The sequence below is a fragment of the Neisseria brasiliensis genome (genome assembly GCF_009671065.1).
Lineage (GTDB): Bacteria > Pseudomonadota > Gammaproteobacteria > Burkholderiales > Neisseriaceae > Neisseria > Neisseria brasiliensis.
This window is the reverse complement of the sequence record NZ_CP046027.1, coordinates 768,037-789,775: the sequence shown is the minus strand read 5'-3', so window position 1 is coordinate 789,775 and position 21,739 is coordinate 768,037. Positions and strand designations below refer to the sequence as shown.

The 21,739-nt window shown below is 51.6% G+C and carries 21 protein-coding genes, 4 tRNA genes and 1 pseudogene; 20 read left to right on the top strand and 6 right to left on the bottom strand.

Annotated elements, in window-relative coordinates:
- Positions 1-28: 28 nt before the first annotated feature.
- Positions 29-880, bottom strand: coding sequence for a bifunctional methylenetetrahydrofolate dehydrogenase/methenyltetrahydrofolate cyclohydrolase FolD (gene folD, locus GJV52_RS04015; RefSeq protein ID WP_100563328.1), 852 nt, complete (start codon positions 878-880; stop codon positions 29-31).
- A gap of 259 nt (positions 881-1,139) precedes the next feature.
- On the opposite strand from folD, the gene GJV52_RS04010 reads away from it, so the two are divergent.
- The 9 genes and pseudogenes from GJV52_RS04010 (at position 1,140) to tldD (ending at position 6,964) form a co-directional block, all read left to right on the top strand.
- A tRNA-Pro gene (locus tag GJV52_RS04010) sits at positions 1,140-1,217 on the top strand.
- 28 nt (positions 1,218-1,245) lie between these two features.
- Positions 1,246-1,322, top strand: a tRNA-Arg gene (locus tag GJV52_RS04005).
- 11 nt (positions 1,323-1,333) lie between these two features.
- Positions 1,334-1,409, top strand: a tRNA-His gene (locus GJV52_RS04000).
- A 7-nt stretch (positions 1,410-1,416) separates the two neighbouring features.
- Positions 1,417-1,494, top strand: a tRNA-Pro gene (locus GJV52_RS03995).
- 246 nt (positions 1,495-1,740) lie between these two features.
- On the top strand, positions 1,741-2,247 hold the full coding sequence (locus GJV52_RS03990; protein ID WP_100563327.1) for an adenylyltransferase/cytidyltransferase family protein: 507 nt from the start codon (positions 1,741-1,743) through the stop codon (positions 2,245-2,247).
- Positions 2,244-3,995 (top strand): bifunctional biotin--[acetyl-CoA-carboxylase] ligase/type III pantothenate kinase, encoded by a 1,752-nt coding sequence (locus tag GJV52_RS03985; protein ID WP_100563326.1) that lies wholly within the window; start codon positions 2,244-2,246, stop codon positions 3,993-3,995. Before GJV52_RS03990 ends, GJV52_RS03985 begins: the two co-directional genes overlap by 4 nt.
- Positions 3,992-4,873, top strand: a complete 882-nt coding sequence (locus GJV52_RS03980) for a cell division protein (RefSeq protein WP_095502062.1) — start codon at positions 3,992-3,994, stop codon at positions 4,871-4,873. The genes GJV52_RS03985 and GJV52_RS03980 overlap by 4 nt, the downstream gene beginning before the upstream one ends.
- A 30-nt stretch (positions 4,874-4,903) precedes the next feature.
- A pseudogene (locus GJV52_RS13505) lies at positions 4,904-5,026 on the top strand (signal peptidase); the annotation flags it as partial.
- A gap of 495 nt (positions 5,027-5,521) precedes the next feature.
- The gene (gene tldD, locus GJV52_RS03975) at positions 5,522-6,964 is read left to right on the top strand and encodes a metalloprotease TldD (RefSeq protein WP_100563324.1); all 1,443 of its coding nucleotides are present in this window, start codon (positions 5,522-5,524) and stop codon (positions 6,962-6,964) included.
- Between the two features lie 164 nt (positions 6,965-7,128).
- Here tldD and GJV52_RS03970 read toward each other — a convergent pair whose 3' ends face one another.
- A complete protein-coding gene (locus GJV52_RS03970) occupies positions 7,129-8,133 on the bottom strand; it encodes an IS5 family transposase (RefSeq protein WP_195690065.1) in 1,005 nt (334 codons plus the stop codon).
- Between the two features lie 234 nt (positions 8,134-8,367).
- Between GJV52_RS03970 and GJV52_RS03965 the strand changes: the two genes are divergently transcribed.
- Positions 8,368-8,598: a hypothetical protein gene (locus GJV52_RS03965; RefSeq protein WP_095502060.1), complete on the top strand. Its 231-nt coding sequence runs from the start codon at positions 8,368-8,370 to the stop codon at positions 8,596-8,598.
- 127 nt (positions 8,599-8,725) lie between these two features.
- Here GJV52_RS03965 and GJV52_RS03960 read toward each other — a convergent pair whose 3' ends face one another.
- On the bottom strand, positions 8,726-9,403 hold the full coding sequence (locus tag GJV52_RS03960) for an IS1595-like element ISNme3 family transposase (protein ID WP_095503842.1): 678 nt from the start codon (positions 9,401-9,403) through the stop codon (positions 8,726-8,728).
- Between the two features lie 175 nt (positions 9,404-9,578).
- Here GJV52_RS03960 and prmC point away from each other — a divergent pair, with 175 nt between their 5' ends.
- The 4 genes from prmC to GJV52_RS03940 all read left to right on the top strand — a co-directional run bounded on the left by prmC (position 9,579) and on the right by GJV52_RS03940 (position 12,691).
- On the top strand, positions 9,579-10,394 hold the full coding sequence (gene prmC, locus GJV52_RS03955; RefSeq protein WP_095502423.1) for a peptide chain release factor N(5)-glutamine methyltransferase: 816 nt from the start codon (positions 9,579-9,581) through the stop codon (positions 10,392-10,394).
- Positions 10,395-10,567: 173 nt separating this feature from the next.
- Positions 10,568-10,909, top strand: coding sequence for a glycine zipper domain-containing protein (locus GJV52_RS03950; RefSeq protein WP_095502424.1), 342 nt, complete (start codon positions 10,568-10,570; stop codon positions 10,907-10,909).
- A 181-nt stretch (positions 10,910-11,090) separates the two neighbouring features.
- Complete coding sequence (locus GJV52_RS03945) at positions 11,091-12,473, top strand: Na+/H+ antiporter family protein (protein ID WP_100564307.1); 1,383 nt, start codon at positions 11,091-11,093, stop codon at positions 12,471-12,473.
- Entirely contained in the window at positions 12,473-12,691 is a 219-nt protein-coding gene (locus GJV52_RS03940; protein WP_100564304.1) for a SlyX family protein, read from the top strand. Before GJV52_RS03945 ends, GJV52_RS03940 begins: the two co-directional genes overlap by 1 nt.
- Before the next feature lie 85 nt (positions 12,692-12,776).
- Here GJV52_RS03940 and lysA read toward each other — a convergent pair whose 3' ends face one another.
- The gene (gene lysA / locus GJV52_RS03935; protein WP_100564302.1) at positions 12,777-13,997 is read right to left on the bottom strand and encodes a diaminopimelate decarboxylase; all 1,221 of its coding nucleotides are present in this window, start codon (positions 13,995-13,997) and stop codon (positions 12,777-12,779) included.
- Positions 13,998-14,003: 6 nt separating this feature from the next.
- The gene (gene lptM / locus GJV52_RS03930; RefSeq protein ID WP_100564300.1) at positions 14,004-14,177 is read right to left on the bottom strand and encodes an LPS translocon maturation chaperone LptM; all 174 of its coding nucleotides are present in this window, start codon (positions 14,175-14,177) and stop codon (positions 14,004-14,006) included.
- A 70-nt stretch (positions 14,178-14,247) separates the two neighbouring features.
- Between lptM and cyaY the strand changes: the two genes are divergently transcribed.
- Together cyaY and luxS are read left to right on the top strand one after the other, a co-directional pair.
- On the top strand, positions 14,248-14,571 hold the full coding sequence (cyaY, locus tag GJV52_RS03925) for an iron donor protein CyaY (RefSeq protein ID WP_095502429.1): 324 nt from the start codon (positions 14,248-14,250) through the stop codon (positions 14,569-14,571).
- 51 nt (positions 14,572-14,622) lie between these two features.
- Positions 14,623-15,129, top strand: coding sequence for an S-ribosylhomocysteine lyase (luxS, locus tag GJV52_RS03920; protein ID WP_095502430.1), 507 nt, complete (start codon positions 14,623-14,625; stop codon positions 15,127-15,129).
- A 339-nt stretch (positions 15,130-15,468) separates the two neighbouring features.
- On the opposite strand, the gene glnE is transcribed toward luxS, so the two are convergent.
- Positions 15,469-18,156: a bifunctional [glutamate--ammonia ligase]-adenylyl-L-tyrosine phosphorylase/[glutamate--ammonia-ligase] adenylyltransferase gene (gene glnE, locus GJV52_RS03915; RefSeq protein ID WP_095502431.1), complete on the bottom strand. Its 2,688-nt coding sequence runs from the start codon at positions 18,154-18,156 to the stop codon at positions 15,469-15,471.
- A gap of 548 nt (positions 18,157-18,704) precedes the next feature.
- Between glnE and GJV52_RS03910 the strand changes: the two genes are divergently transcribed.
- Genes GJV52_RS03910 through GJV52_RS03895 form a run of 4 tightly spaced genes read left to right on the top strand, consistent with a single transcriptional unit; the run spans position 18,705 to position 21,482 of the window.
- Positions 18,705-19,802, top strand: a complete 1,098-nt coding sequence (locus tag GJV52_RS03910; RefSeq protein WP_095502432.1) for an FAD-dependent oxidoreductase — start codon at positions 18,705-18,707, stop codon at positions 19,800-19,802.
- Between the two features lie 22 nt (positions 19,803-19,824).
- On the top strand, positions 19,825-20,442 hold the full coding sequence (thiE, locus tag GJV52_RS03905) for a thiamine phosphate synthase (RefSeq protein ID WP_095502433.1): 618 nt from the start codon (positions 19,825-19,827) through the stop codon (positions 20,440-20,442).
- 40 nt (positions 20,443-20,482) lie between these two features.
- Positions 20,483-20,677, top strand: a complete 195-nt coding sequence (gene thiS, locus GJV52_RS03900; RefSeq protein WP_095502434.1) for a sulfur carrier protein ThiS — start codon at positions 20,483-20,485, stop codon at positions 20,675-20,677.
- Positions 20,678-20,693: 16 nt separating this feature from the next.
- Positions 20,694-21,482, top strand: coding sequence for a thiazole synthase (locus GJV52_RS03895; protein WP_100564298.1), 789 nt, complete (start codon positions 20,694-20,696; stop codon positions 21,480-21,482).
- The last annotated feature ends 257 nt before the right edge of the window (positions 21,483-21,739 follow it).

Sequence of the window (21,739 nt, the reverse complement as noted above, 5' to 3'; positions counted from 1 at the left end):
GGTTATTGAAAATTGAGCGGTTCAATCTTTAATCATGCAATTGAGCGGCGTGTAAAGTGTTTTCCAAAAGCGTGGCAATGGTCATTGGGCCGACACCGCCGGGAACTGGGGTAATCATGGCTGCGCGTTCTTTGGCTACATCAAATTCCACATCGCCGCACAAGCTGCCGTCTTCCAAGCGGTTGATGCCGACATCGATGACTACGGCGCCCGGTTTTACCCATTCGCCTTTAACAAAATTCGGGATGCCGACCCCAACCACCAAAATATCGGCTTGAGCCACTTCTTCCGCCAAGTTTTCTGTGGCGCTGTGGCAGATGGTGACGGTGGCACGTGAGAGCAGTAATTCTAATGCTTGCGGGCGGCCAACAATATTGGACGCACCTACAATCACGGCTTTTTTGCCTTTAGGGTCAACGCCGTAGGCTTCGAGAAGTGTCATCACGCCTTTAGGTGTGCATGGGCGCATCAGTGGCATTTTGACAACCAAACGACCAACGTTGTAAGGGTGGAAGCCGTCCACGTCTTTATGTGGCAAAATGCGCTCCAATACGGCTTGGCTGTCGATGTGTTTCGGCAAAGGCAGTTGCACCAAAATGCCGTCCACTTCAGGATTGGCGTTTAATTCGTCCACCAGCTTCAGTAATTCGTCTTGCGTGGTTTCGGCAGGTAATTCGTAAGACAAAGACGCAATGCCTGATTTTTGGCAGGCGGTTTTTTTATTGCGCACATAAACCGCGCTGGCGGGGTCGTCACCAACCAAAACCACGGCCAAACAAGGCGTGCGTAAGCCGGCTGCTGTGCGTTGTTCGACTGCTTGGGCGACTGCCGCCAAGCGTTGTTGGGAGACTTCTTTACCGTTGATTAATTGAGCAGTCATGTTCACTCTCTAGTTGTCAGGGAAGGGGTAAAAATGGAAAATCGGGTAATTATCTCATTTTTAAGCCTTCTTTTGCATTATTTATCGTTAGCTTTGTCGAGATTATTTTTCAGACGGCCTGAATATTGATAGGGAATAAATAAGGTAGGTATGAATTAAATTCTGAATAAAAATAATCAGATAAATGCAATTTTAAAAAAATGTTAACCGTAAAGGTTGACGTGATTTTCGAAAATCAGTATAGTTCAGTTCTTCAAGTCGGGGCGTAGCGCAGCCTGGTTAGCGCATCTGCTTTGGGAGCAGAGGGTCGTGAGTTCGAATCCCACCGCCCCGACCACACCAGTTTTCAGCACGTAACGGCATGAGCGCCCGTAGCTCAACCGGATAGAGCACCGACCTTCTAAGTCGGGGGTTACAGGTTCGATTCCTGTCGGGCGTGCCAAAAAGTTTACGGTGGCTATAGCTCAGTTGGTAGAGCCCCGGATTGTGATTCCGGTTGTCGTGGGTTCGAGCCCCATTAGCCACCCCATCTATATCGGGGCGTAGCGCAGCCTGGTTAGCGCATCTGCTTTGGGAGCAGAGGGTCGTGAGTTCGAATCCCACCGCCCCGACCAAAATAAAAAAAACCTGCTTTTAATAAGCAGGTTTTTTTATAGCCGTTTAAAATGGAAATAAGACAAGGCGACAGCAACCGCCGTGTACGTTGGTACATAAGGGCGCTGGTAACGATATTTGTCACATTAAATTCACAAAATTACACGCAAAGGCCGTCTGAAATCTGTTCAGACGGCCTTTTGCTTTGCCTTTTGACGGGGCTTCGGTATCATAGCTTTAATCTGAATGAAACAATGGAACGCATTATGTCCAAATGGCCTTTACCCGATTTTGAACAAAAAATCTGCCCGCCCGAAGCACTTGCCGAACGCTTGACTGTATTGCCGCGTCCGCTGGTGTTTACCAACGGCTGCTTTGATATTTTGCATCGCGGCCATGTCACTTATTTGGCGCAGGCACGCGCGACCGGTGCGGCGATGATTTTGGCCTTGAACACTGATGCTTCCGTGCGCCGCCAAGGTAAGGGCGATGATCGCCCGATTAATCCTTTAGAAAACCGTGCGGCGGTGGTGGCAGCGCTGGCCAGCGTGGACGTGGTGACGTGGTTTGATGATGACACACCAGCGGCTTTGATTGAGTTGGTCAAACCGGATATTTTGGTCAAAGGCGGCGACTGGACAGTCGATAAAATTGTCGGTTCGCAAGAAACCTTGGCGCGCAGCGGCAAGGTGTATTCGATTCCGTTTTTACACCAAACATCCACCACGCAAACACTGGCGAAAATCCGCGCCGCAGAGGCGGCCGATAAATGAGCAGTATGAAGCCTCAGCATTGGCAGGTATTGGCGGCACTTTCAGACGGCCTGCCGCATCATGTGTCGCAACTGAGCCGTTTGGCCGGTGTGAAGCCACAGCAACTCAACGGATTCTGGCAGCAAATGCCGCCTCATATCCGCGGTTTGTTGCGTCAACACGATGGGCAATGGCGGCTGGTGCGGCGCTTGGCGGTGTTTGAATCCCAAGCCTTGCAGCGTTTGGCGCAAATGTATGGTTTTCAGACGGCCTTGAAAAATGAATGCGTTTCCAGCAATGATGAAATCTTGGCCTTGGCGCGCGAGTCGGCACAAAAAGCACACAAAGCCTTATGTGTGGCGCATGTTCAAAGCAAAGGGCGCGGACGGCAGGGGCGCAGTTGGCAGCACCGTTTGGGCGAATGTCTGATGTTCAGCTTCGGCTGGGCATTTGATAAGCCGCAGCACGAATTAAGCGCGTTGGCTTTGGTGGCAGCCTTGGCCTGTAATCGTGCGTTGGCGAAACTGGGTTTGAATACGCAAATCAAATGGCCGAATGATTTGGTGGTTGGGCGCGACAAGCTCGGCGGCATTTTGATTGAAACTGTACGCAACGGCGGCCAAACGGTGGCGGTGGTTGGCATCGGTGTGAATTTTGTGTTGCCCAAAGAAGTGGAAAACGCCGCTTCGGTACAGGCTTTGTTTCAGACGGCCTCACAACGTGGCGCAACCGTAAACCAATTAATGAGCGCATTGCTGGCTGAGTTAAACAGCGCGTTTGAAGCCTTTGCTAAAAGCGGTTTTGGTGCGATGTTGGGCGAATATCAGGCTGCCAACCGCGACCACAACCGTCCGGTGATGTTGTTGCAAGACGGTGTGGTGCTTCATGAGGGTACGGTATCAGGCGTGAATGAGCAGGGCGCGTTGCGTTTGGCGACTGCCGCAGGCGAGAAAACCATCGTCAGCGGCGAAATCAGTTTGCGCCCAAACGATAATCCCATACCGCAAATCATTGTGCGCAACGAGCGCTATTTGCTGCTTGACGGCGGCAACAGTCAGCTGAAATGGGCATGGGTAGAGAACGGTGCATTCAGCGAAGTGAGTCGAGCACCTTACCGCGATTTAAGCCGCCTGGGTGAAGAATGGCGCGAGCGTTCAGACGGCCTGGTGAAAGTAGTTGGCTGCGCCGTGTGTGGCGAAACCAAAAAAGCCTTGGTGGCGGAACAATTGTCCCAGCCGGTCGAATGGTTGCCGTCGATGGTGCAAGGTTTGGGCGTACGCAATCATTACCGCAATCCGGCGGAACATGGTTCCGACCGTTGGTTCAACGCCTTGGGCAGCCGCCGCTTCAGCCAAAATGCCTGCGTGGTGGTGAGTTGCGGTACCGCAGTGACCACCGATGCGCTGACCGATGATAACCACTATCTCGGTGGCACGATTATGCCCGGTTTTCATCTGATGAAAGAAGCGATGGCACTGAAAACCGCCAACCTGAATCGACCCATCGGCAAGGTATATCCGTTCCCGACGACCACGTCGAATGCTTTGGCCAGCGGCATGATGGACGCGGTATGTGGTGCGTTGATGATGATGCATGGCCGTCTGAAACAAAAAGTCGGCACGGAAAAGCAGGTTGACGTCATCATCACCGGTGGCGGGGCAGCCAAAGTGGTGCAGGCCCTGCCGGAAGCATTTGTTTTGGACAACACAGTCAAAATTGTAGATAATCTCGTCATTTACGGCTTACTCAACTGGATAGAACAAAAATGAAATGGTTATTCGCCGTGTTGGTTGCACTTAATATCATCGTATTCGGGGGAATGGTGGCGCACCGCATGACAGAAAAGCAGCCTGAAGCAGCCAATGCGCCGCTGGAAGGCGGAACACATGAATTGGCACGTCCGGCTTCTTTGGAGCCGCAATCTGCTGCGCCGTCTGAAAACAGCGCACCGGAGTGGATTAACGTGCCGGAAAACAACGCCGACATTCCGGAACCTGAATCGGAAGAAGCCATCGCCGCACGCAAACAAAAAGAGCGTGAAGAAAAGCTGGCTAAAGAGAAAAAAGCGCGCGAAGAAAAGGCCAAGCGAGAAAAAGAAGCGCAGCAAAAAGGTATGGATTTGCAGACGGGAACTCAGGCCAATATTGAGCAAGGCGATAACGCACCGCGTCAATGTGTTGCCACCGCCAGTGTTTCTATGGATGAAGACGATTACCACCGCATCAAAGGCCTGCTGACCCGTTGGCCGCATGCCGCCAGCCGCAGCGTGGAAAAACGTTCGGCTAAAAAAGGCGAAAATGCAGTGAACAAAACCTTCCGCGTGTTGTTGCCGTCTGACGGCGATGCCATGGCGCAGTTGGAAAACTTAAACAGCAAAGGCTTCACCGGCGTGGTGTACAACGGCGAAATCAGCATGGGCGTGACCCGCAGCCGCTCTTCGGCGCAAATCCTGATTTCACGCTTGGCCGGTGCCGGTTTCGGTGGCGCGCGTATTTTGGAGCAGGAGGAAAAAAGCAGCGCACCCGATGGCACTTTGAGCGTCTCGCGCATGACCGTGACCTTTATGGCTGTTGGCGAACGTGATGCGCAAGATATCCGCAATGTGGTGGGGCGCTACGGTAATTTGAATGTGCGTGCTTGTCGTTAATCATGATATTCGAGGCCGTCTGAAAAATGTATGTTTTCAGACGGCCTGAGACCTTTGCAAAATCCCTATCTTTGGCACATTTCTTCGTTGTGCGCTGCTCGAAAGCTTGCCTATCTTGATGATATGTCTTCGCTTTCTGCGCTACTACAACTTTGAACTGTACTCAAATCTAGGGTTTTGCAAAGGTCTCAGCCTTTTTATTTCAGACATTTATCAAACAGCAAACCCGTTGTCGAGACAACGGGTTTGCTGTTTTTCGGTTTTGAGTATCTGATAAAGGGAACAGTCAATATGTCGTATACGCACACTCCGATGAAGATGTCGGGCAATAGGGAGATTGGCCGACGAAGCAAAGTTTAAGGAAAAATTAAAAAGGGGTCATTCTGTTGTTTAATGGCTCGGTGCAGGACGCTGCCGAGTGAATTCATTATACGCTAATAATAACTATTATCAATAACAAAGTGAATTTATCGGGAAATTTTTTGATAAATAATTGAATTTGATAAAAATAAAATTTGCTCTCTCGGATATGCAAACACAAAAACCGGCATAGCAGCAAGCAATCAACATGCCCAAGCCTGTACAAATACCGTATAATTCCACACCACTCTTTTGATTACACTTTTTTGAAAAGGCCGTCTGAAAACAATGCAGCAAACCTATTCTCAAGTACAACGCGATTTGCTCGAAGCCAATCAACTCTCACCGGAATTATTGGCCAAAAGCCTGAGCCTGATTGGCGCGCATCATGTCGATTATGCCGATATCTACTGCCAGCGCACGGCCTATGAAAGCTGGCATTTGGAAGAAGGCATGGTGAAATCGGGCAGTTTTCAGATTGACCAAGGCGTCGGCGTGCGTGCCGTATCGGGCGACAAAACCGCTTTTGCCTATGCCGACAGCCTCAACATTGATTCGATTAACCGCTCCGCTCAAGCCGTGCGCGTGATTGGCACGGCGGGGCGCGAACAAAGCATTCAAGTACCTAGCGCGGTGTACGGCAAACCGGTGCATGCCGTGATTGACCCGATTGCCAGCTTGGATTCTGCTGCCAAAGTTGCCTTGTTAAACAAAGTCGAGGCCTTGGCCAAAGCCGCCGACCCGCGTATTGTACAAGTAATGGCCGGTTTGACCTGCGAACATGACATGATTTACCTCGCACGTTTGGATGGCAAATACGCCGCCGATATCCGCCCGATGGTGCGGCTGAATGTGAGCGTGATTGCCAAACAGGGCGACCGCCGCGAGCAGGGCAGTTCGGGCGGTGGCGGCCGTTATGATTTGGCTTATTTTGACGAACAATTGGTACAGAAATTTGTCGATTCCGCCGTGAAGCAAGCCCTAACCAATCTCGAATCGCGCCCTGCGCCTGCCGGTGAGATGACCGTGGTCTTGGGCAACGGCTGGCCGGGCGTATTGCTGCATGAAGCCGTGGGGCATGGTTTGGAAGGCGACTTCAACCGCAAAAAAACCAGCGTGTTTACCGGCCGCATCGGCGACCAAGTGGCTGCCAAAGGCGTGACTGTGGTCGATCAGGGCGACATCGCCGACCGCCGCGGCTCGCTCAATATCGACGACGAAGGCAACGAAACCCGCCGCACCGTGTTGATTGAAGACGGCATTTTGGTCGGCTACATGCAAGACGAAACCAACGCGCGCCTGATGGGCGTACCGGTGACCGGCAACGGCCGCCGCGAAAGCTACGCCTCCGCCCCTATGCCGCGCATGACCAACACTTTTATGGAAAACGGCGCCTACGACCCGCAAGAAATCATCGCTTCGGTGGATAAAGGCATTTACGCCGTCAACTTCGGCGGTGGCCAAGTCGACATCACCAGCGGCAAATTCGTGTTTTCCGCTTCAGAAGCATGGTGGATTGAAAATGGCAAACTGCAATATCCGGTCAAAGGCGGGACCATCATCGGCAGCGGCGCGGAAGTGTTGAAACACGTTTCCATGGCTGGCAACGACACCGCGCTCGACAGCGGCGTGGGCGTATGCGGCAAAGACGGCCAAAGCGTACCCGTCGGCGTAGGGCAACCGACCTTACGTATTGATGCGGGGCTGACCGTTGGGGGAAGTGAAATTTGAGTGATAGGCCGTCTGAAAGTAAATTTTCAGACGGCCTGAGACCTTTGCAAAACCCTGCCCACTATCAAAAAAAGCTTACTTAGGTTACTAAGTAAGCTTTTTTTCAACATAAAATCCCCAATCATTACCTAAAATTCCCTATTCTCGGGCACATTTCCCCCTTTTCACGCGGCAGCAGACACACGAAGCCTGTTGGCAGCCTTCAGCAGGTTGATACAAATCGCTTTCAAATGACTTTGCGCAGTCACTTTCAATAAGCCGAAGTAAGCCGCACGGTGGTAGCGGAATTTACGGTGTAGCGTACCAAAGCTCTGTTCCACCACATAACGCGTTTTCGACAATTGCTTATTTCTTGCCTTATCTTCTTCAGTTAACGGATGACCCCGGTGCGCCTTACGCATAATGCCGTCTGAAAGTCCTTTTTGTTGCAGTAAGGCTCGATTGGCTTTACTGTCATATCCTTTGTCAGCATAAACCTTGGTGCCTTCGGCAATATCTTGCAGCAACGGTTCAAAGTGATTGCATTCGTGTTCGTTGGCCGGACTGATGTGCAGTTTCTCGATATAGCCTTCATGGTCGGTACGAGTATGTTGTTTATAACCGAGTTTGAACTTACCGTCCTTCTTCACCCAGCGGGCATCTTGGTCTTTGCTGGGAGTGTTTTCTGAAACCACACCGTTTTCATCGGTTTCAATCGCCCGTCGCTGTTTGCCGCCGGCTGTTTGGATTATGGTGGCGTCAATAACGGCTGCTTTGGCATGTTGGATTTTTAAGCCTTTGTCGGTTAATTGGCGGTTAATCAAATCCAGTAATTCGGCAAGTAGATTGTTTTGTGCCAGCCAGTTGCGGTAACGGCACAGTGTGCTGTGGTCGGGGGTGTTGAGCTCGTCAAAACCGCAGAAGAGATAAAAGTCGATACGGGTAATGAGACTGTGTTCGAGTTCGGGATCGGACAGGCTGTGCCATTGGCCGAGTAAGACGGCTTTAAACATGGACAATAATGAATAGGCGGGGCGGCCGCCGTGATGACGGGTATAGCGGCCTTTTTGTTGTTCGAGATAATCGGCAATGGGCTGCCAGTCGATAATGAGCTGAATTTTGAGCAAGGGAAAGCGGTCGGGGTCTTTACCAACGATAGTTTCGACGGTTTGTTTGAAGAAGCTGCTCATGAAGAAAATCCTCTAAATTCGGCTTAAAGGGAATTTAGAGGATTTTAGGGTGTTTGGGAAGTATTATGCCGCTTGGTAACTATAGTTACTTTACATGGGATTTAAGAGGGGTTTTGCAAAGGTCTCGGCCTTTATATTTACCAAAAAATACATTTTCAGACGGCTGGTAACGGTTTTTCTGTTACGATGAAGACACGTTGTAAAAAATATGTTCATTCAAATAAGGAGAAAACCATGAGCACGAATACCCCAAACAACCAAGACAGCACTTTCGACGTCTCTTCTGCTGCCGAAATGGAAGCGCTGGAGCGTGAATTGGTGATTGAAGATTCGGTGGACAGCGTTGTGCGTTATGCCGAAGAGCCGTTGTCTGACGAAGAAATCGAAGCGCGCAAATTGGATGAAGAAGAGATTGTGCCGGATTCCGGTCCGATCGGCGGCTTGGAAACCAAAGTCGACGAGTAATCCAATGAATATACAGGCCGTCTGAAATTGTTTCAGACGGCCTTTTCTTTAGGCTTCGTGTTAAAATGCCGTCTGAATGAATAACCACTGAAGAAATAATAATGAAGGGGCTTAGGAAGCAAAAATATTAAATTGGGTTATTTCGAAGCATCTTCATTAATATTTTACCTAAATCTTCATGCCGGTGGTTAAACCTAAACTCCGTTTCTTTGAGATGCAGATAAAACATCTCTTTGGAAATACCATGAAATTTAGCCAAACGCCCCTTAGCATAACTCCAAAAAGATTCAATACCATTGATATGTTGCTTTCCTCGAGCAAACTCATTGGAACCATGATGGACACGGTAATGCTTCTCATAGCCCATATCGACAAGACCGTCATATGCTTTCCAGCCGTCAGTATTGATTTCACTGTCAGCAGATATGTGACCACGTATGACCTTGATTAGTGAGGCTTTCGAAGCGTCGGGAACGATTTCCGTATAGACCACGCCATTGCGTTTCAGTATGCCAAATACGATGGTTTTACCTGACGCTCCGCGACCGCGCTTACCCCTGATACGTCGCGCACCAAAGTAAGATTCATCTAATTCGACCACACCGGACAGTGGTGAGCTTTGTTCGCACAGAGCAGCAATCCTGTGTCTGATTTTCAGGAAAATAGGATTGATACTGCGTACACTAATGCCGGTCATTTTAGCAGTATCGGAAGCGGTCAAATCAAGAGCAAAACAGCGGATTATTTCTCTAAACTTTTGCTCTGAAATTTTGCTGAACTTTTGATACTTATTTTTTAGTTTCATATTAGGAGCTTATCAGGTTTTTTGATGATTTTGCTTCCTAAGCCCCAAAATTATTTTATGCCGACATTAAAACACGGTTTATTGCGCCAGTAAACCGAATATCTGCTATTTAATACCGTTTATCAAAGTTTAACGCTGATATAATGGCAGCAATTCAACGAAAAGGCCGTCTGAAATGACTTTAGAGCAATGGTTGCGCCAATCTGCGCTGCCGAAAAATGAAGCGCGGATGTTGCTGCAATACATCACCGGCTATTCGCGCGTGCAGTTGATTACGCAAGGCGATGCCGAAATGCCGTCTGAAACCGCAGTGAAATTGGACGCGGTGGCGCAACGCCGTCTGAACGGCGAGCCGATGGCCTATATTTTGGGTGAACGCGAATTTTACGGCCGCATGTTTGCGGTCAATCAGCATGTCTTGATCCCTCGCCCTGAAACCGAGCATTTGGTCGAAGCAGTGATGGCGCGTTTGCCGCAAGGCGGCAAGGTGTGGGACTTGGGCACCGGCAGCGGTGCGATTGCCGTTATCATTGCGCTGGAACGGCCGGATGCCAAGGTGCGCGCTTCCGACATCAGTAGCGGTGCGTTGCAAACCGCGCAAAGCAATGCGCAGGATTTGGGCGCGGCGGTAGAGTTTGCTTTAGGCTCATGGTTTGACGTGGATAGGCCGTCTGAACCGCATAGCTATGATGTGATTGTGTCGAATCCGCCTTATATCGAAGCAGAAGACGAGCATTTGCAACAAGGCGATTTGCGTTTCGAGCCGCCAACTGCGTTAACCGATTTTTCAGACGGCCTCAGCTGCATCCGCGAATTGGCTGCAGGTGCGCCGCAATATTTGAAGCAAGGCGGCTGGCTGCTGTTGGAACACGGCTACAATCAGGGCTTGGCGGCGCGGGAAATCTTGATGGAGAAAGGGTTTGCTGAAGTGAACACTTTGCAAGATTTGGCCGGACTCGACCGCATTACCTTAGGCCAATGGCCACAATAATTTTAGGCCGTCTGAAAGTCACATCAGGTGAATATTTCCGATTAATACGGTTTACCGAGGTTTACCTGCTTTTGCCGAATCCATAAGAACGAATCGGCTAGAAATGGTCATAATACGCATACATTCATTATCGTATGTATGATGAAAAATGGCCGAGCAGAAGGAGGCCGAATATGACTTCATACAAAAAATATTGTGCCGTGGCATTGATGTCGGCAGCGTTGGTGTTGCCAAGCACTGCCGTACACGCGCGAGGCACATCGAATCAAACCAAAGCCACGGTGGTTGGTGCAGTGGCCGGTGCAGCATTGACCGGTGCTTTGGGTGGCGATGGCCAAAGCATGTTGCTGGGTGCCGCAGCCGGTGGTTTGGCCGGTAATGCTTATGCCTACCACAACAAAAAAATGGATCAAAAAGAAAACCGTGGCTACCGCCATTACAAAGTATCCAACAAAAAGCATAAAAAACACAAAAAATATGCCAAACACCGCCGCCATCACCGCGATTGGGATTAATGGTTGGGCCACCTGATGAGTTGTTAAACACAAAGGCCGTCTGAAATTTCAGACGGCCTTTGTTTTGCTTGGCATTTTGTTGCCGTGTATGTTATGCCGATGTAAATTTATGTTATGATACCGTTTTCTTTTTGATGTTCCATCAAGAAGCTGTTTCTTTACAACAAAACGGAGAAAAGGCATGAATGCCGTTGTAATTGCAGTAGTGGTGATGCTGGCGTTGTCGCTGGCCAGGGTGCACGTGGTGCTGAGTTTGGTGATTGGCGCGTTTATCGGCGGTTTGATTGCCGGTATGCCGCTGGCCGATTTGAAAGATGCGGCTGGTGCGGTGTCGCAAGAGGGCATTATTACCGTGTTCCAAAACGGTTTGGCCGGCGGTGCGAAAATTGCGCTGTCGTATGCCATGTTGGGCGCATTTGCGATGGCGATTACCCATTCGGGCTTGCCGCAGCAATTGGCTGGTGCGGTGGTGCGCAAGCTGAATAACGGCGGCGTGCCGGATCAGGTCAACCGCAGTGGCAGCTCGGTTAAATGGATCTTGCTGATGGTGTTGCTGGTAATGGGCATCATGAGCCAAAACGTGGTGCCGATTCACATTGCCTTCATTCCGATGATTGTGCCGCCGCTGTTGCTGGTGTTTAACCGCTTGCAAGTCGACCGCCGTTTGGTGGCTTGTGTGATTACCTTTGGTTTGGTGACGACGTATATGTTCCTGCCGTATGGTTTCGGCGCGATTTTCTTGAACGAGATCTTGTTGAGCAATATTAAATCTGCCGGTTTGAACACCGATGGTTTGAGCGTGATTCAGGCGATGGCAATTCCGGCTTTGGGCATGGTCAGCGGCTTGGTGTTGGCGTTTATCCACTACCGCAAACCGCGCGTGTATCAAAACAGCCAAATCGATACCGACAACAACGATGCCAGCACCAAGCAGCCTGAGCCGTCGTCTTACCGCAGCTTGGTAGCAGCCGTGGCGATTGCCGTGTGTTTCGCCATTCAGTTGATTTACAACGATGCTTTGCTGCTGGGCGCGATGTTGGGCTTTGCCGTATTCATGACCTTGGGCGTGGTAAAACGCAGCGATGCCAATGATGTGTTCGGCGCGGGCATTAAAATGATGGCGATGATTGGTTTCGTGATGATTGCCGCACAAGGTTTTGCAGTCGTGATGAAAGCCACCGGCGACATTCAACCGCTGGTTGACGGCAGCATGGCCGCATTTGGCGGCAGCAAAGGCATGGCCGCGTTTGCCATGTTGGTGGTCGGCTTGCTGGTGACCATGGGCATTGGTTCATCGTTTTCGACCTTGCCGATTATTTCCGCGATTTATGTGCCGCTGTGCATGAGCTTGGGCTTCTCACCGCTGGCCACCATCGCCTTGATTGGTACCGCCGGTGCGCTGGGTGATGCCGGTTCGCCCGCATCCGATTCCACGCTTGGCCCGACCATGGGTTTGAACGTGGACGGCCAACACGACCATATCCGTGATTCTGTGGTGCCGACCTTTATCCACTACAACATCCCGCTGATGATTGCCGGCTGGATTGCCGCCATGGTGTTGTGATGGAAGATTTGGAAAACCGTATCACCGAGCTGGAAATTCAGACGGCCTTACAAGACGATCTGATTGCCAGCTTGAGCGATACCATCGCCAAAATGCAGCAAACGCTGGATTTGCAGCAAGCGCAAATGCGGGTGCTGTATCAGAAAATGCAGGACAAAGGTGCGGACGGCGAGCGCGAGGAATACAGTTTGCGCGATGAGATTCCGCCGCATTATTAAGTTGATGTTTTGAAGCTGATTAAAAGGCCGTCTGAAAGTGGAATGTCACTTTCAGACGGCCTGCTCGTTTGCAAACATTAAATTCTTACAAACACGCCAATTCGTTGGCCATTTGTTGCTCTAAGGTTTCGCGTTGGCGGATAAGTTTGGCTTCGCTGCCGTTGACCAGTACTTCCGCCGCGCGGTTGCGGGCGTTGTAGTTGCTGGCCATGCTCGCACCGTAGGCGCCTGCGCTGCGCACGGCCAACAAGTCACCGGCTTCGCAGGCGATTTGGCGGTTTTGGCCGAGGAAATCGCCGGTTTCGCAAATCGGGCCGACGATGTCGGCGGTAAACGGGGCGATGTCTTTTTGCTCGACGTTTTCAATGTGGTGATAAGCGTCGTACAGGGCGGGGCGCATGAGGTCGTTCATGGCGGCATCGACCATCACGAAGTTTTTCTCTTCTCCGGTTTTGACAAATTCCACGCGTGTGAGCAGGGTGCCGGCGTTGCCAACCAAGCTGCGGCCGGGTTCGAGAATCAGCTTCAAGTTGCGGCCGGCCAAGCGTTGGTGGACTTCGGCGGCATAGGCAGCCAAATCCGGCACGTTTTCGTCTTTATACACGATGCCCACGCCGCCGCCTAAGTCTAAGTGTTCCAACACAATGCCGTGTTCGGCCAAAGTATCGACCAGCAGCAAAATGCGCTCGCAGGCTTCAACCAGCGGGCTTAAATCGGTCAGTTGCGAACCGATGTGGCAATCGATGCCGACGATTTTCAGATTCGGCTGTTTGGCAGCGTGTTGATAGGCGGCCAAGGTGTCGGCGTAGGCGATGCCGAATTTGTTGGCTTTCAGGCCGGTGGAAATGTAGGGGTGGGTTTTGGGGTCAACATCGGGATTGACGCGCAATGAGACAGGCGCGGTGGTGTCGAGTTTGGCGGCCACTTTTTGAATACGGTCGATTTCGGGAATGCTTTCCATATTGAAGCATTTCACGCCGGCATTCAGGGCAAATTCGATTTCGGCTTCACTTTTGCCGACACCGGAAAAAATCACTTTCGAGGCATCGCCGCCGGCCGCCAACACGCGCGCCAGCTCGCCGCCGGAGACGATGTCGAAGCCGCTGCCAAGCGCGGCAAAGTGTTTGATGATGCTTAAATTACCGTTGGCTTTGACCGCATAGCAAATCAGCGGGTCGAGTGCGGCAAAGGCAGAAGTGTAGGCACCAAACGCTTCAGTCAGCGCGGCTTGGCTGTACACATACAGTGGGGTGCCGAATTCTTCGGCCAAATGAGTGTGGGGGACTTGTTCGCAATAAAGTGTCATAATCGTTTAATCTGGTGATTGGGTGGTTGGTTCTTTGGAGTTGCGGTTGAATTCGAGGCCGGTTTGAATCACGCCGAAACGCGCTTTGTCGCCTTCCTTGGGCAAATACAAATCGCCTTTGTGACCGCAGGCCGACAGCAAAACCGCTGCCGCAACCGATAAAAATACGCAGGATTTCATGGGAAAACTTTCGTGTTGAGCGTGAATGTGGCAAGATTGAGTATCTTAAACAAAAAACACACAAAAAGCCATGATGACCGAGAGTGAATTTATCCGCCACACGGAAGAATTGTTCAACCACATCGAAGACCAAATCGATGAAAACGGCTGGGATTTCGACTGCCAGTTTGCCGGAAACGTATTAACCATCGAAGCCGACGACGGCACGCAGATTATCGTCAACCGCCACACGCCCAATCAGGAATTGTGGATTGCGGCCAAAAGCGGCGGCTACCACTTCACCGAAAAAGACGGCCAATGGTTGTCCACCCGCGACAACAGCGAATTTTTCGCCGTGTTAAACGATGCCTTGAGCGCGGCTTCGGGCGAAGACGTTGCCGTGGCGGCCTTGTAAAACCGATTGCCTGATTCTATTATTTCAGATACCAACATTTAAGGAAAAACCATGCCTTTATTAGACAGCTTCAAAGTTGACCACACCCGCATGCACGCCCCTGCCGTGCGCGTGGCCAAAACCATGACCACTCCGAAAGGCGACACTATTACCGTGTTCGACCTGCGTTTCTGCATTCCGAATGAAGAAATTTTGCCGGAAAAAGGCATTCACACACTGGAGCATTTGTTTGCCGGTTTCATGCGCGACCATTTGAACAGCGATGATGTCGAAATCATCGATATTTCGCCGATGGGCTGCCGCACCGGTTTCTACATGAGCCTTATTGGCACGCCGTCTGAAAGCCAAGTGGCGGATGCATGGCTGGCCTCGATGAACGATGTGTTGAACGTGCAAGACCAAAGCAAAATTCCGGAATTGAACGAATACCAATGCGGCACTTACCAAATGCACTCGCTCACCGAAGCGCAAGGCATTGCCGAAAACGTGTTGGCGCGCAAAGTGGCTGTGAATAAGAATGAAGATTTGACTTTGGACGAAAGCTTGCTGAACGCGTAAGCGGGGTTGAAGTGATGATGAAAGGCCGTCTGAAAAGGTATTTTTCAGACGGCCTTTTATGGTTGGGAAGGCTTAGTTGAAACCAATAAGCCTTGAAACCTTTGCAAAACTTCGTGACTATCGATAAAAAACAAACCTGCCGTCATTCCCGCGTAGGCGGGAATCCATTGTAAAATCTAAGAAACCCATTTTATTCAACAGCTTGCCATGCTTGAAAATGGATTCCCGCCTGCGCGGGAATGACGGCGGTTATGTATATTCTGGTATTCGGACGGGTTTTGCAGAATCCTCAACCTAATGTTGTTTGTTAACGGGGAAATTAGCCCTTTCAGACGGCCTTTACCCCTGTTTCGCTTCTTCCTCAAACACTTCCAACCACAGCTTCCGAACACTTTCATAATGCCCCAGCAAAACATCATTCACTTCCACTTTGCCGACATCGCGCAGCTTGGTGTTGTGCTGCTGTTGGCGGTAGAAGCGGTAGGCGGTGCGGCTTTGTTCGGCCAGTTGTTTGTCTATTAAACCGCAGTCGGCGGCGATGTTTAATAGGGCGATGTTGCCGTAGTTGTCGAGCAATTCGGGGTGTTGGTGGGCGTGTGCCAAAATCAGGTATTGCACGATGAATTCGACATCGACCACGCCGCCGCGCGCGTATTTGACGTTGCTGTCGGCAGTCGGATGGGTGGGGAACATTTTTTCGCGCATGTCGATGATTTCGCCTGCCAGCTTGGCGGTGTCGCGTTCGGTGGTGAGTATATCGGCGCGGATGCGGTCAAAGGCCGTCTGAATCTCAGGCATGCCGCAGATAAAGCGGGCGCGGGTGAGGGATTGGTGTTCCCATGTCCAAGCGTTTTCGCGTTGGTATTTTTCAAACGCGGCCACACTTTGGGCGAGAAAACCACTGTCGCCGTTGGGGCGCAGGCGCACATCGACATCGTAGAGTGTGCCCGCGCCGGTGGGGGTGGAGAGCCAGTTGGTCAGGCGGCGGGCAAAGCGGATATACACGTCTTGCGCGTCGGGGTCGTTGTCGTCAAACAGATAGACCAAGTCTAAATCCGAGGTGTAGCCCAATTCTTTGCCGCCAAGTTTGCCATAGCTGATGACGGCAAATTGCGGTGTGTCGCGGTGTTTTTTCGGCATATCTGCCCAAACAAACGGCAGCGCGGCGGCAATCACGGTGTCGGCCAGCGCGGAGAGTTCGTCGGAGAGGGCTTCAATTGTCCACAATCCGGCCAAATCCTGCACCGCCAAACGGAATAGCTGGGCGTGTTGGAAATGGCGCAGAATGTCCATTTGCGCTTCGGTATCGTGTTTGCAGTTGTTGAGGCCGTCTGAAAGCTCGGTGGCCAGCTTAGTCCAGTCGAAATCGGTTTCGAGCAGTTGGGTGCTAATCAGCTCGTCGAGCAGAATCGGGTATTGCGTGAGATAGGCGGCCACCCACGAGCTTTGGCTCATGATTTCAGCCAGTTGCTGCAGAGTTTGCGGATGTTCGTTGAGAAAGGCGAGATAAGCCGAGCGGCGGCTGATGTTTTCTAAAAAATCCATCAGGCGCATAAAGGTATCTGTGGGGTTGGGTTGCGCGGCGGCGGCCTGCATAAAGGCGGGTACCATCGCATCGAAACGCGGCTGGGCCTGTGCCGACAAATGGCGGTATTTGTGGCTGCCGCGCAATTGGTCGAGGCGGGCGGCCACGCTGTCGGCATGGAAACCGTGTTCGTTTAGGCGTTGGGTGCGTTCGTCTTCATCGGGTGTTTCCTGCCAAGCCCACAGCCATTCGTGGTTGCTTTCGTCGATTTCGCTTTCGGAATCGCTCAAAATCTCGTTAAACAAAGCGTTCACGCGGCTGCGGTGTTGGTTGAGGCCGTCTGAAAAAGCGGCGTAATCGGCAAAACCCATGCTTTCGGCCAGCAATTGCTGTTGCTCGGGCGTGGTCGGCAGGGTTTGCGTTTGCTGGTCTTCCCAATATTGCAGGCGGTGTTCGACATCGCGCAAAAAGCGGTAGGCTTCCAGCAGCGTGGCAACTTGTTCGCTCGGGATAATGCCCAATTCTTCCAGCTTCAGCAGCGTTTCCTGCGTGCCTTTCAATTGCAGCGCGCGCATTTGACCGCCGCGTATCATTTGGAAAATCTGCGCGATAAATTCGACTTCACGGATGCCACCCGCGCCGAGTTTCACGTTATCCGCCAAGCCTTTTTTGCTCACTTCGTTGCGGATTTGGCGATGCAGGCTGCGCATGGCGCTGTAGGCGTTGTAGTCCAAATATTTGCGGAACACAAACGGGCGGATTAAACCTTTAATATCATTCGGATAAGGTGTAACCACACGGCCTTTGCACCACGCATAACGCTCCCATTCACGCCCCTGCTGAATCAAATATTGCTCCAAGGCGGTTTCGCTCAACACCAATGCGCCCGAATCGCCGTCCGGCCGCAAACGCATATCGACGCGGAACACCCAGCCGTCGGCGGTGACATCGTTCAACAGCGCAATCAGCTTCTTGCCCACGCGCGTGAAAAATTCCTGATTGTCGCGGTCGCGTTTGCCGTCGGTAGAGCCCGATTCCGGATACACGAAAATCAAATCAATGTCGGACGACACGTTCAACTCATAACCACCAGCCTTGCCCATTGCCACCACGCTCAAATGCTGCGGCTCACCCGTATAGCGGCCGATGGGCGTGCCATACATATCTTGATAATAGGCATAGGAAAAATCCAACGTCATATTGATGGCAAAATCGGCAAACAGCGTAATCGTGCGTGTGACTTCCTCTAAATCACTCAAACGGTTCACATCACGCACAATGATTTGCGATACCACATAGCGGCGCAATTCGCGCAACTGCTTGGCCAATTCTTCTTCATTTTCATCGGCGCGGATTTTGTCCCAATCGGCAAAGGCTTGGAAATCTTCCATGCTTAAAACTTTGTGCAGCATGGGCTGAAAAACGTCCGCGTTCAGACGGCCTGAATCCAAATTACGGGCGAGAAACGGAGAATAGCGGCGTGCGGTGTCGAGCAGGTTCATGATGGTGGGTGAGTGGGAAGGGGAAAGGGTTATCATAGCAAAGAAAACAGGCCGTCTGAAAGGGTTAGCAGGTTGAAATTTCTAGAATGCGGTAAGGGTGATTAATGCAGTATGTCAGATAATCAAATTTTGCTTGGCAGAAACTTCTAGAGCCTACAGTTAATCCGTTGGCGCAGCCGAACGGAGTAGGGTTTTGGCAGGATAAAAGGCTCGGTGTTTGAGCTGCCCAAAGGCAGCGAGTTCGAGCCTGCTGCCAAAATCCTGCGTAGTGAGGGAAGTTCGCCCCAAAGGGCGAACCTGCAACTGCGGTCGCCTTTCTTTTGCCTACTTTTCTTTGGCGAAGCAAAGAACAAGTAGGTGGCCGCGCGGCCATGAAGCGCAATCTTTAAAATAACATCAATCTTCAATCATAGCTCAATCAATCTTACAGATACTGTTTCCATAAATCCCTTGATACACTTCAAAATTCATTCAGACGGCCTTTATCCGCATCATTAAATTGTTTACAATGCCATATAGTCATTTTTCAATCCAATAAAGAGCAAAAGATGAAACACATCGCAGTATTGGGCGGCGGCTTGTGCGGCCGTTTCACCGCATGGGGTTTGGCGCAGCAAGGCTTTGAAGTGTCGCTGTTTGATAAGGGTACGCGCACGGGTGAGCAGGCGGCGGCTTATGTGGCGGCGGCTATGTTGGCGCCTTTGGCCGAATCGGTGGAAGCCACGCCGTTGGTGGTGTCGCTCGGGCGACAAAGCATGGATTTGTGGCGCGATATTACAGGCCGTCTGAAAACGCCGGTGTTCCATCAGGAAAACGGCAGCCTGATTGTGTGGCACGGGCAGGATAAGCCCTTGTCGCGCGATTTTCAGCAGCACTTAAGCCGTGCCAATCAAGGGGAAAACCCGACTGTGCGCTGGTCTGCTACCGATATTGCTGCCCATGAACCGCAACTGGCCGGCCGTTTTTCAGATGGCCTGTATTTGCCCGGAGAAGGTCAGTTGGACAACCGCCAAGTGCTGGTGTCGCTGGCGGATACGTTAGAAGACATCGGTGTGCACTGCCATTGGCAAGAAGCGCGTGAAGTGGCTGATTTGCAAGGCTTCGATGGCATTATCGATTGTCGCGGTTATGGTGCCAAAACACGTTGGAACAGGCCGTCTGAAGCCAGCCGTTTGCGCGGTGTGCGCGGAGAAGTGGCGCGCGTTTATGCGCCCGAAGTCAACCTGAACCGTCCGGTGCGCTTGCTGCATCCGCGTTACCCGCTCTATATTGCTCCGAAAGAAAACCATTTGTTTGTGATTGGTGCGACCCAATTGGAAAGCGAAAGCGATGCGCCGGCCAGCGTGCGTTCGGGCTTGGAATTATTGTCCGCGCTGTATGCCGTGCATCCGGCTTTTGGCGAAGCGGAAATCCGCGAAATTGCGGTTGGTCTGCGCCCGACTTTACACCACCACAATCCGGAAATCCGTTATCATGAGGCATCGCGTTTGATTGAAGTAAACGGCCTGTTCCGCCACGGCTTTATGATTTCGCCGGCGGTGGCCGGAGCGGCAGTGCGCTTGGCGGTGAATTTGTTCGGCGGTGGCGAGCTTGCCGAATCTGATGCCGAAACCGGCTTGGATTATGTTCGCTTGGCGGCCGTCTGAAAACCATATAAGGAAACCTGAAATGCAGTTCCCAAAATTAGTTAAACCATTGAAATTTTACGCAGTCGTTCCGACCGCCGACTGGGTCGAGCGCATGGTGAAAGCCGGTGCGGATACGGTGCAGTTGCGCAATAAAGATTTGAGCGGCGATGCCTTATATCGTGAAATCGAACGCTGCGTTGCGGCCTGTCAAGGCAGCGAAACCCAGCTTTTCATCAACGACCATTGGCAAATGGCGGTGAAAGCGGGCGCGTATGGCGTGCATTTAGGGCAGGAGGACATGGATACTGCCGATTTGGCTGCCATCGAAGCCGCCGGATTGCGTTTAGGTTTGAGCACGCATTCGGTGAGCGAACTTGACCGCGCTTTGTCGGTAAATCCGAGCTATGTGGCCAGCGGGGCGATTTTCCCGACGACGACTAAGCAAATGCCGACTGCGCCGCAAGGCTTGGATAATCTGCGCCAATATGTGCAGCAGGCGGGTGATACGCCGGTGGTGGCGATTGGCGGCATTGATTTGAATAACGCGCGTGAAGTGTTGGCAACAGGTGTAGCATCGCTGGCGGTGGTGCGCGCGGTCACTGAAGCGGCAGATCCTGAAGCAGTGGTAAAAGCGTTTCAGGCGTTGTGGAATGAATAGGCCGTCTGAAACGTTTCAGACGGCCTTAAGGAAAGTTGGCATGAACATTAAACTTAACGGCGAAAATTTTGAATTTTCAGGAAAAAACGTGGCCGATTTGGTAGCGGCGGTCGAGCCTGCGAAGCCGTTTGCCGTGGCGGTGAACACACAATTTGTGTCTAAAGGCGTGTATGCGCAAACGCTGTTAAATGAAAACGATGCGGTCGATATTGTGCGCCCCGTGGTCGGTGGCTGAAGCGGAAAGGAATATCATGTTGAATCTTTATGAAGAATCGTTTGCTTCGTGCCTGCTACTCGGCACCGCAGCTTATCCGACGCCTGAAGTGTTGCGCCAGTCGGTTGAAGCGGCCAAGCCCGGTATGATTACCGTGTCGCTACGCCGCGCCGGTTCGGCAGGGGAAGCGCACGGGCAGGGCTTTTGGGATTTGTTGCAGCAAATGAATGTGCCGGTGCTGCCCAATACCGCCGGTTGCCAAAGCGTGCAAGAAGCCGTGACCACGGCACAAATGGCGCGTGAAGTATTTGAAACCGATTGGATTAAATTGGAATTAATCGGCGATGATGATACTTTGCAGCCGGATGTGTTCCAATTGGTTGAGGCGGCTAAAATCCTGATTGACGATGGTTTTAAAGTGTTGCCGTATTGCACCGAAGATTTAATCGCCTGCCGCCGTTTGCTTGATGCCGGTTGTCAGGCTCTGATGCCATGGGCGGCGCCGATTGGCACCGGCTTGGGTGTGGTGCATGAATACGCGCTGAAAGTGTTGCGCGAACGCTTGCCCGATACGCCGCTGATTATCGATGCGGGCTTGGGTTTGCCGTCGCAAGCGGCGCAGGTGATGGAGTGGGGCTTTGACGGCGTGTTGCTGAATACCGCCGTGTCGCGTTCGGGCGATCCGGTCAACATGGCACGCGCGTTTGCACTCGCCACCCAAGCTGGACGTGTCGCATTTGAAGCCGAACCGGTACAAGCGCGTGAACAAGCGCGGGCAAGTACGCCGACCGTGGGGCAGCCGTTTTGGCATTCGGCTGAATATTGATTCATCGGTTGTTATAAAAAAGAGGCCGTCTGAAAAGCGTTGTTTCAACCTTTTTCAGACGGCCTGAGACTTTTGAAAAAATTAATTTGAACTAAGAAAACTATGTCCGTCATTCCCGCGTAGGCGGGAATCCAGAATGACAAATTACTGAAATAGTTAAATATTACTGAAGCTGATAGGTCTGGATTCCCGCCTACGCGGGAATGACGGTTTAAAGATTTCTAAAAAATTACGAGTTTTGCAAAGGGCTCGGCCTT

Excerpts from the sequence above, each read along its gene's own strand:
- GJV52_RS03970 (WP_195690065.1), bottom strand. The coding sequence starts at position 8,133 with ATGAGCAGCTTCTTCAAACAAACCGTCGAAACTATCGTTGGTAAAGAC.
- GJV52_RS03945 (WP_100564307.1), top strand. The coding sequence starts at position 11,091 with ATGAATGCCGTTGTAATTGCAGTAGTGGTGATGCTGGCGTTGTCGCTG.
- GJV52_RS03990 (WP_100563327.1), top strand. The coding sequence starts at position 1,741 with ATGTCCAAATGGCCTTTACCCGATTTTGAACAAAAAATCTGCCCGCCC.
- GJV52_RS03985 (WP_100563326.1), top strand. The coding sequence starts at position 2,244 with ATGAGCAGTATGAAGCCTCAGCATTGGCAGGTATTGGCGGCACTTTCA.
- glnE (WP_095502431.1), bottom strand. The coding sequence starts at position 18,156 with ATGAACCTGCTCGACACCGCACGCCGCTATTCTCCGTTTCTCGCCCGT.
- thiE (WP_095502433.1), top strand. The coding sequence starts at position 19,825 with ATGCAGTTCCCAAAATTAGTTAAACCATTGAAATTTTACGCAGTCGTT.
- folD (WP_100563328.1), bottom strand. The coding sequence starts at position 880 with ATGACTGCTCAATTAATCAACGGTAAAGAAGTCTCCCAACAACGCTTG.
- GJV52_RS03895 (WP_100564298.1), top strand. The coding sequence starts at position 20,694 with ATGTTGAATCTTTATGAAGAATCGTTTGCTTCGTGCCTGCTACTCGGC.
- GJV52_RS03940 (WP_100564304.1), top strand. The coding sequence starts at position 12,473 with ATGGAAGATTTGGAAAACCGTATCACCGAGCTGGAAATTCAGACGGCC.
- GJV52_RS03910 (WP_095502432.1), top strand. The coding sequence starts at position 18,705 with ATGAAACACATCGCAGTATTGGGCGGCGGCTTGTGCGGCCGTTTCACC.
- tldD (WP_100563324.1), top strand. The coding sequence starts at position 5,522 with ATGCAGCAAACCTATTCTCAAGTACAACGCGATTTGCTCGAAGCCAAT.
- lptM (WP_100564300.1), bottom strand. The coding sequence starts at position 14,177 with ATGAAATCCTGCGTATTTTTATCGGTTGCGGCAGCGGTTTTGCTGTCG.
- GJV52_RS03965 (WP_095502060.1), top strand. The coding sequence starts at position 8,368 with ATGAGCACGAATACCCCAAACAACCAAGACAGCACTTTCGACGTCTCT.
- prmC (WP_095502423.1), top strand. The coding sequence starts at position 9,579 with ATGACTTTAGAGCAATGGTTGCGCCAATCTGCGCTGCCGAAAAATGAA.
- lysA (WP_100564302.1), bottom strand. The coding sequence starts at position 13,997 with ATGACACTTTATTGCGAACAAGTCCCCCACACTCATTTGGCCGAAGAA.
- luxS (WP_095502430.1), top strand. The coding sequence starts at position 14,623 with ATGCCTTTATTAGACAGCTTCAAAGTTGACCACACCCGCATGCACGCC.
- thiS (WP_095502434.1), top strand. The coding sequence starts at position 20,483 with ATGAACATTAAACTTAACGGCGAAAATTTTGAATTTTCAGGAAAAAAC.
- cyaY (WP_095502429.1), top strand. The coding sequence starts at position 14,248 with ATGATGACCGAGAGTGAATTTATCCGCCACACGGAAGAATTGTTCAAC.
- GJV52_RS03960 (WP_095503842.1), bottom strand. The coding sequence starts at position 9,403 with ATGAAACTAAAAAATAAGTATCAAAAGTTCAGCAAAATTTCAGAGCAA.
- GJV52_RS03950 (WP_095502424.1), top strand. The coding sequence starts at position 10,568 with ATGACTTCATACAAAAAATATTGTGCCGTGGCATTGATGTCGGCAGCG.
- GJV52_RS03980 (WP_095502062.1), top strand. The coding sequence starts at position 3,992 with ATGAAATGGTTATTCGCCGTGTTGGTTGCACTTAATATCATCGTATTC.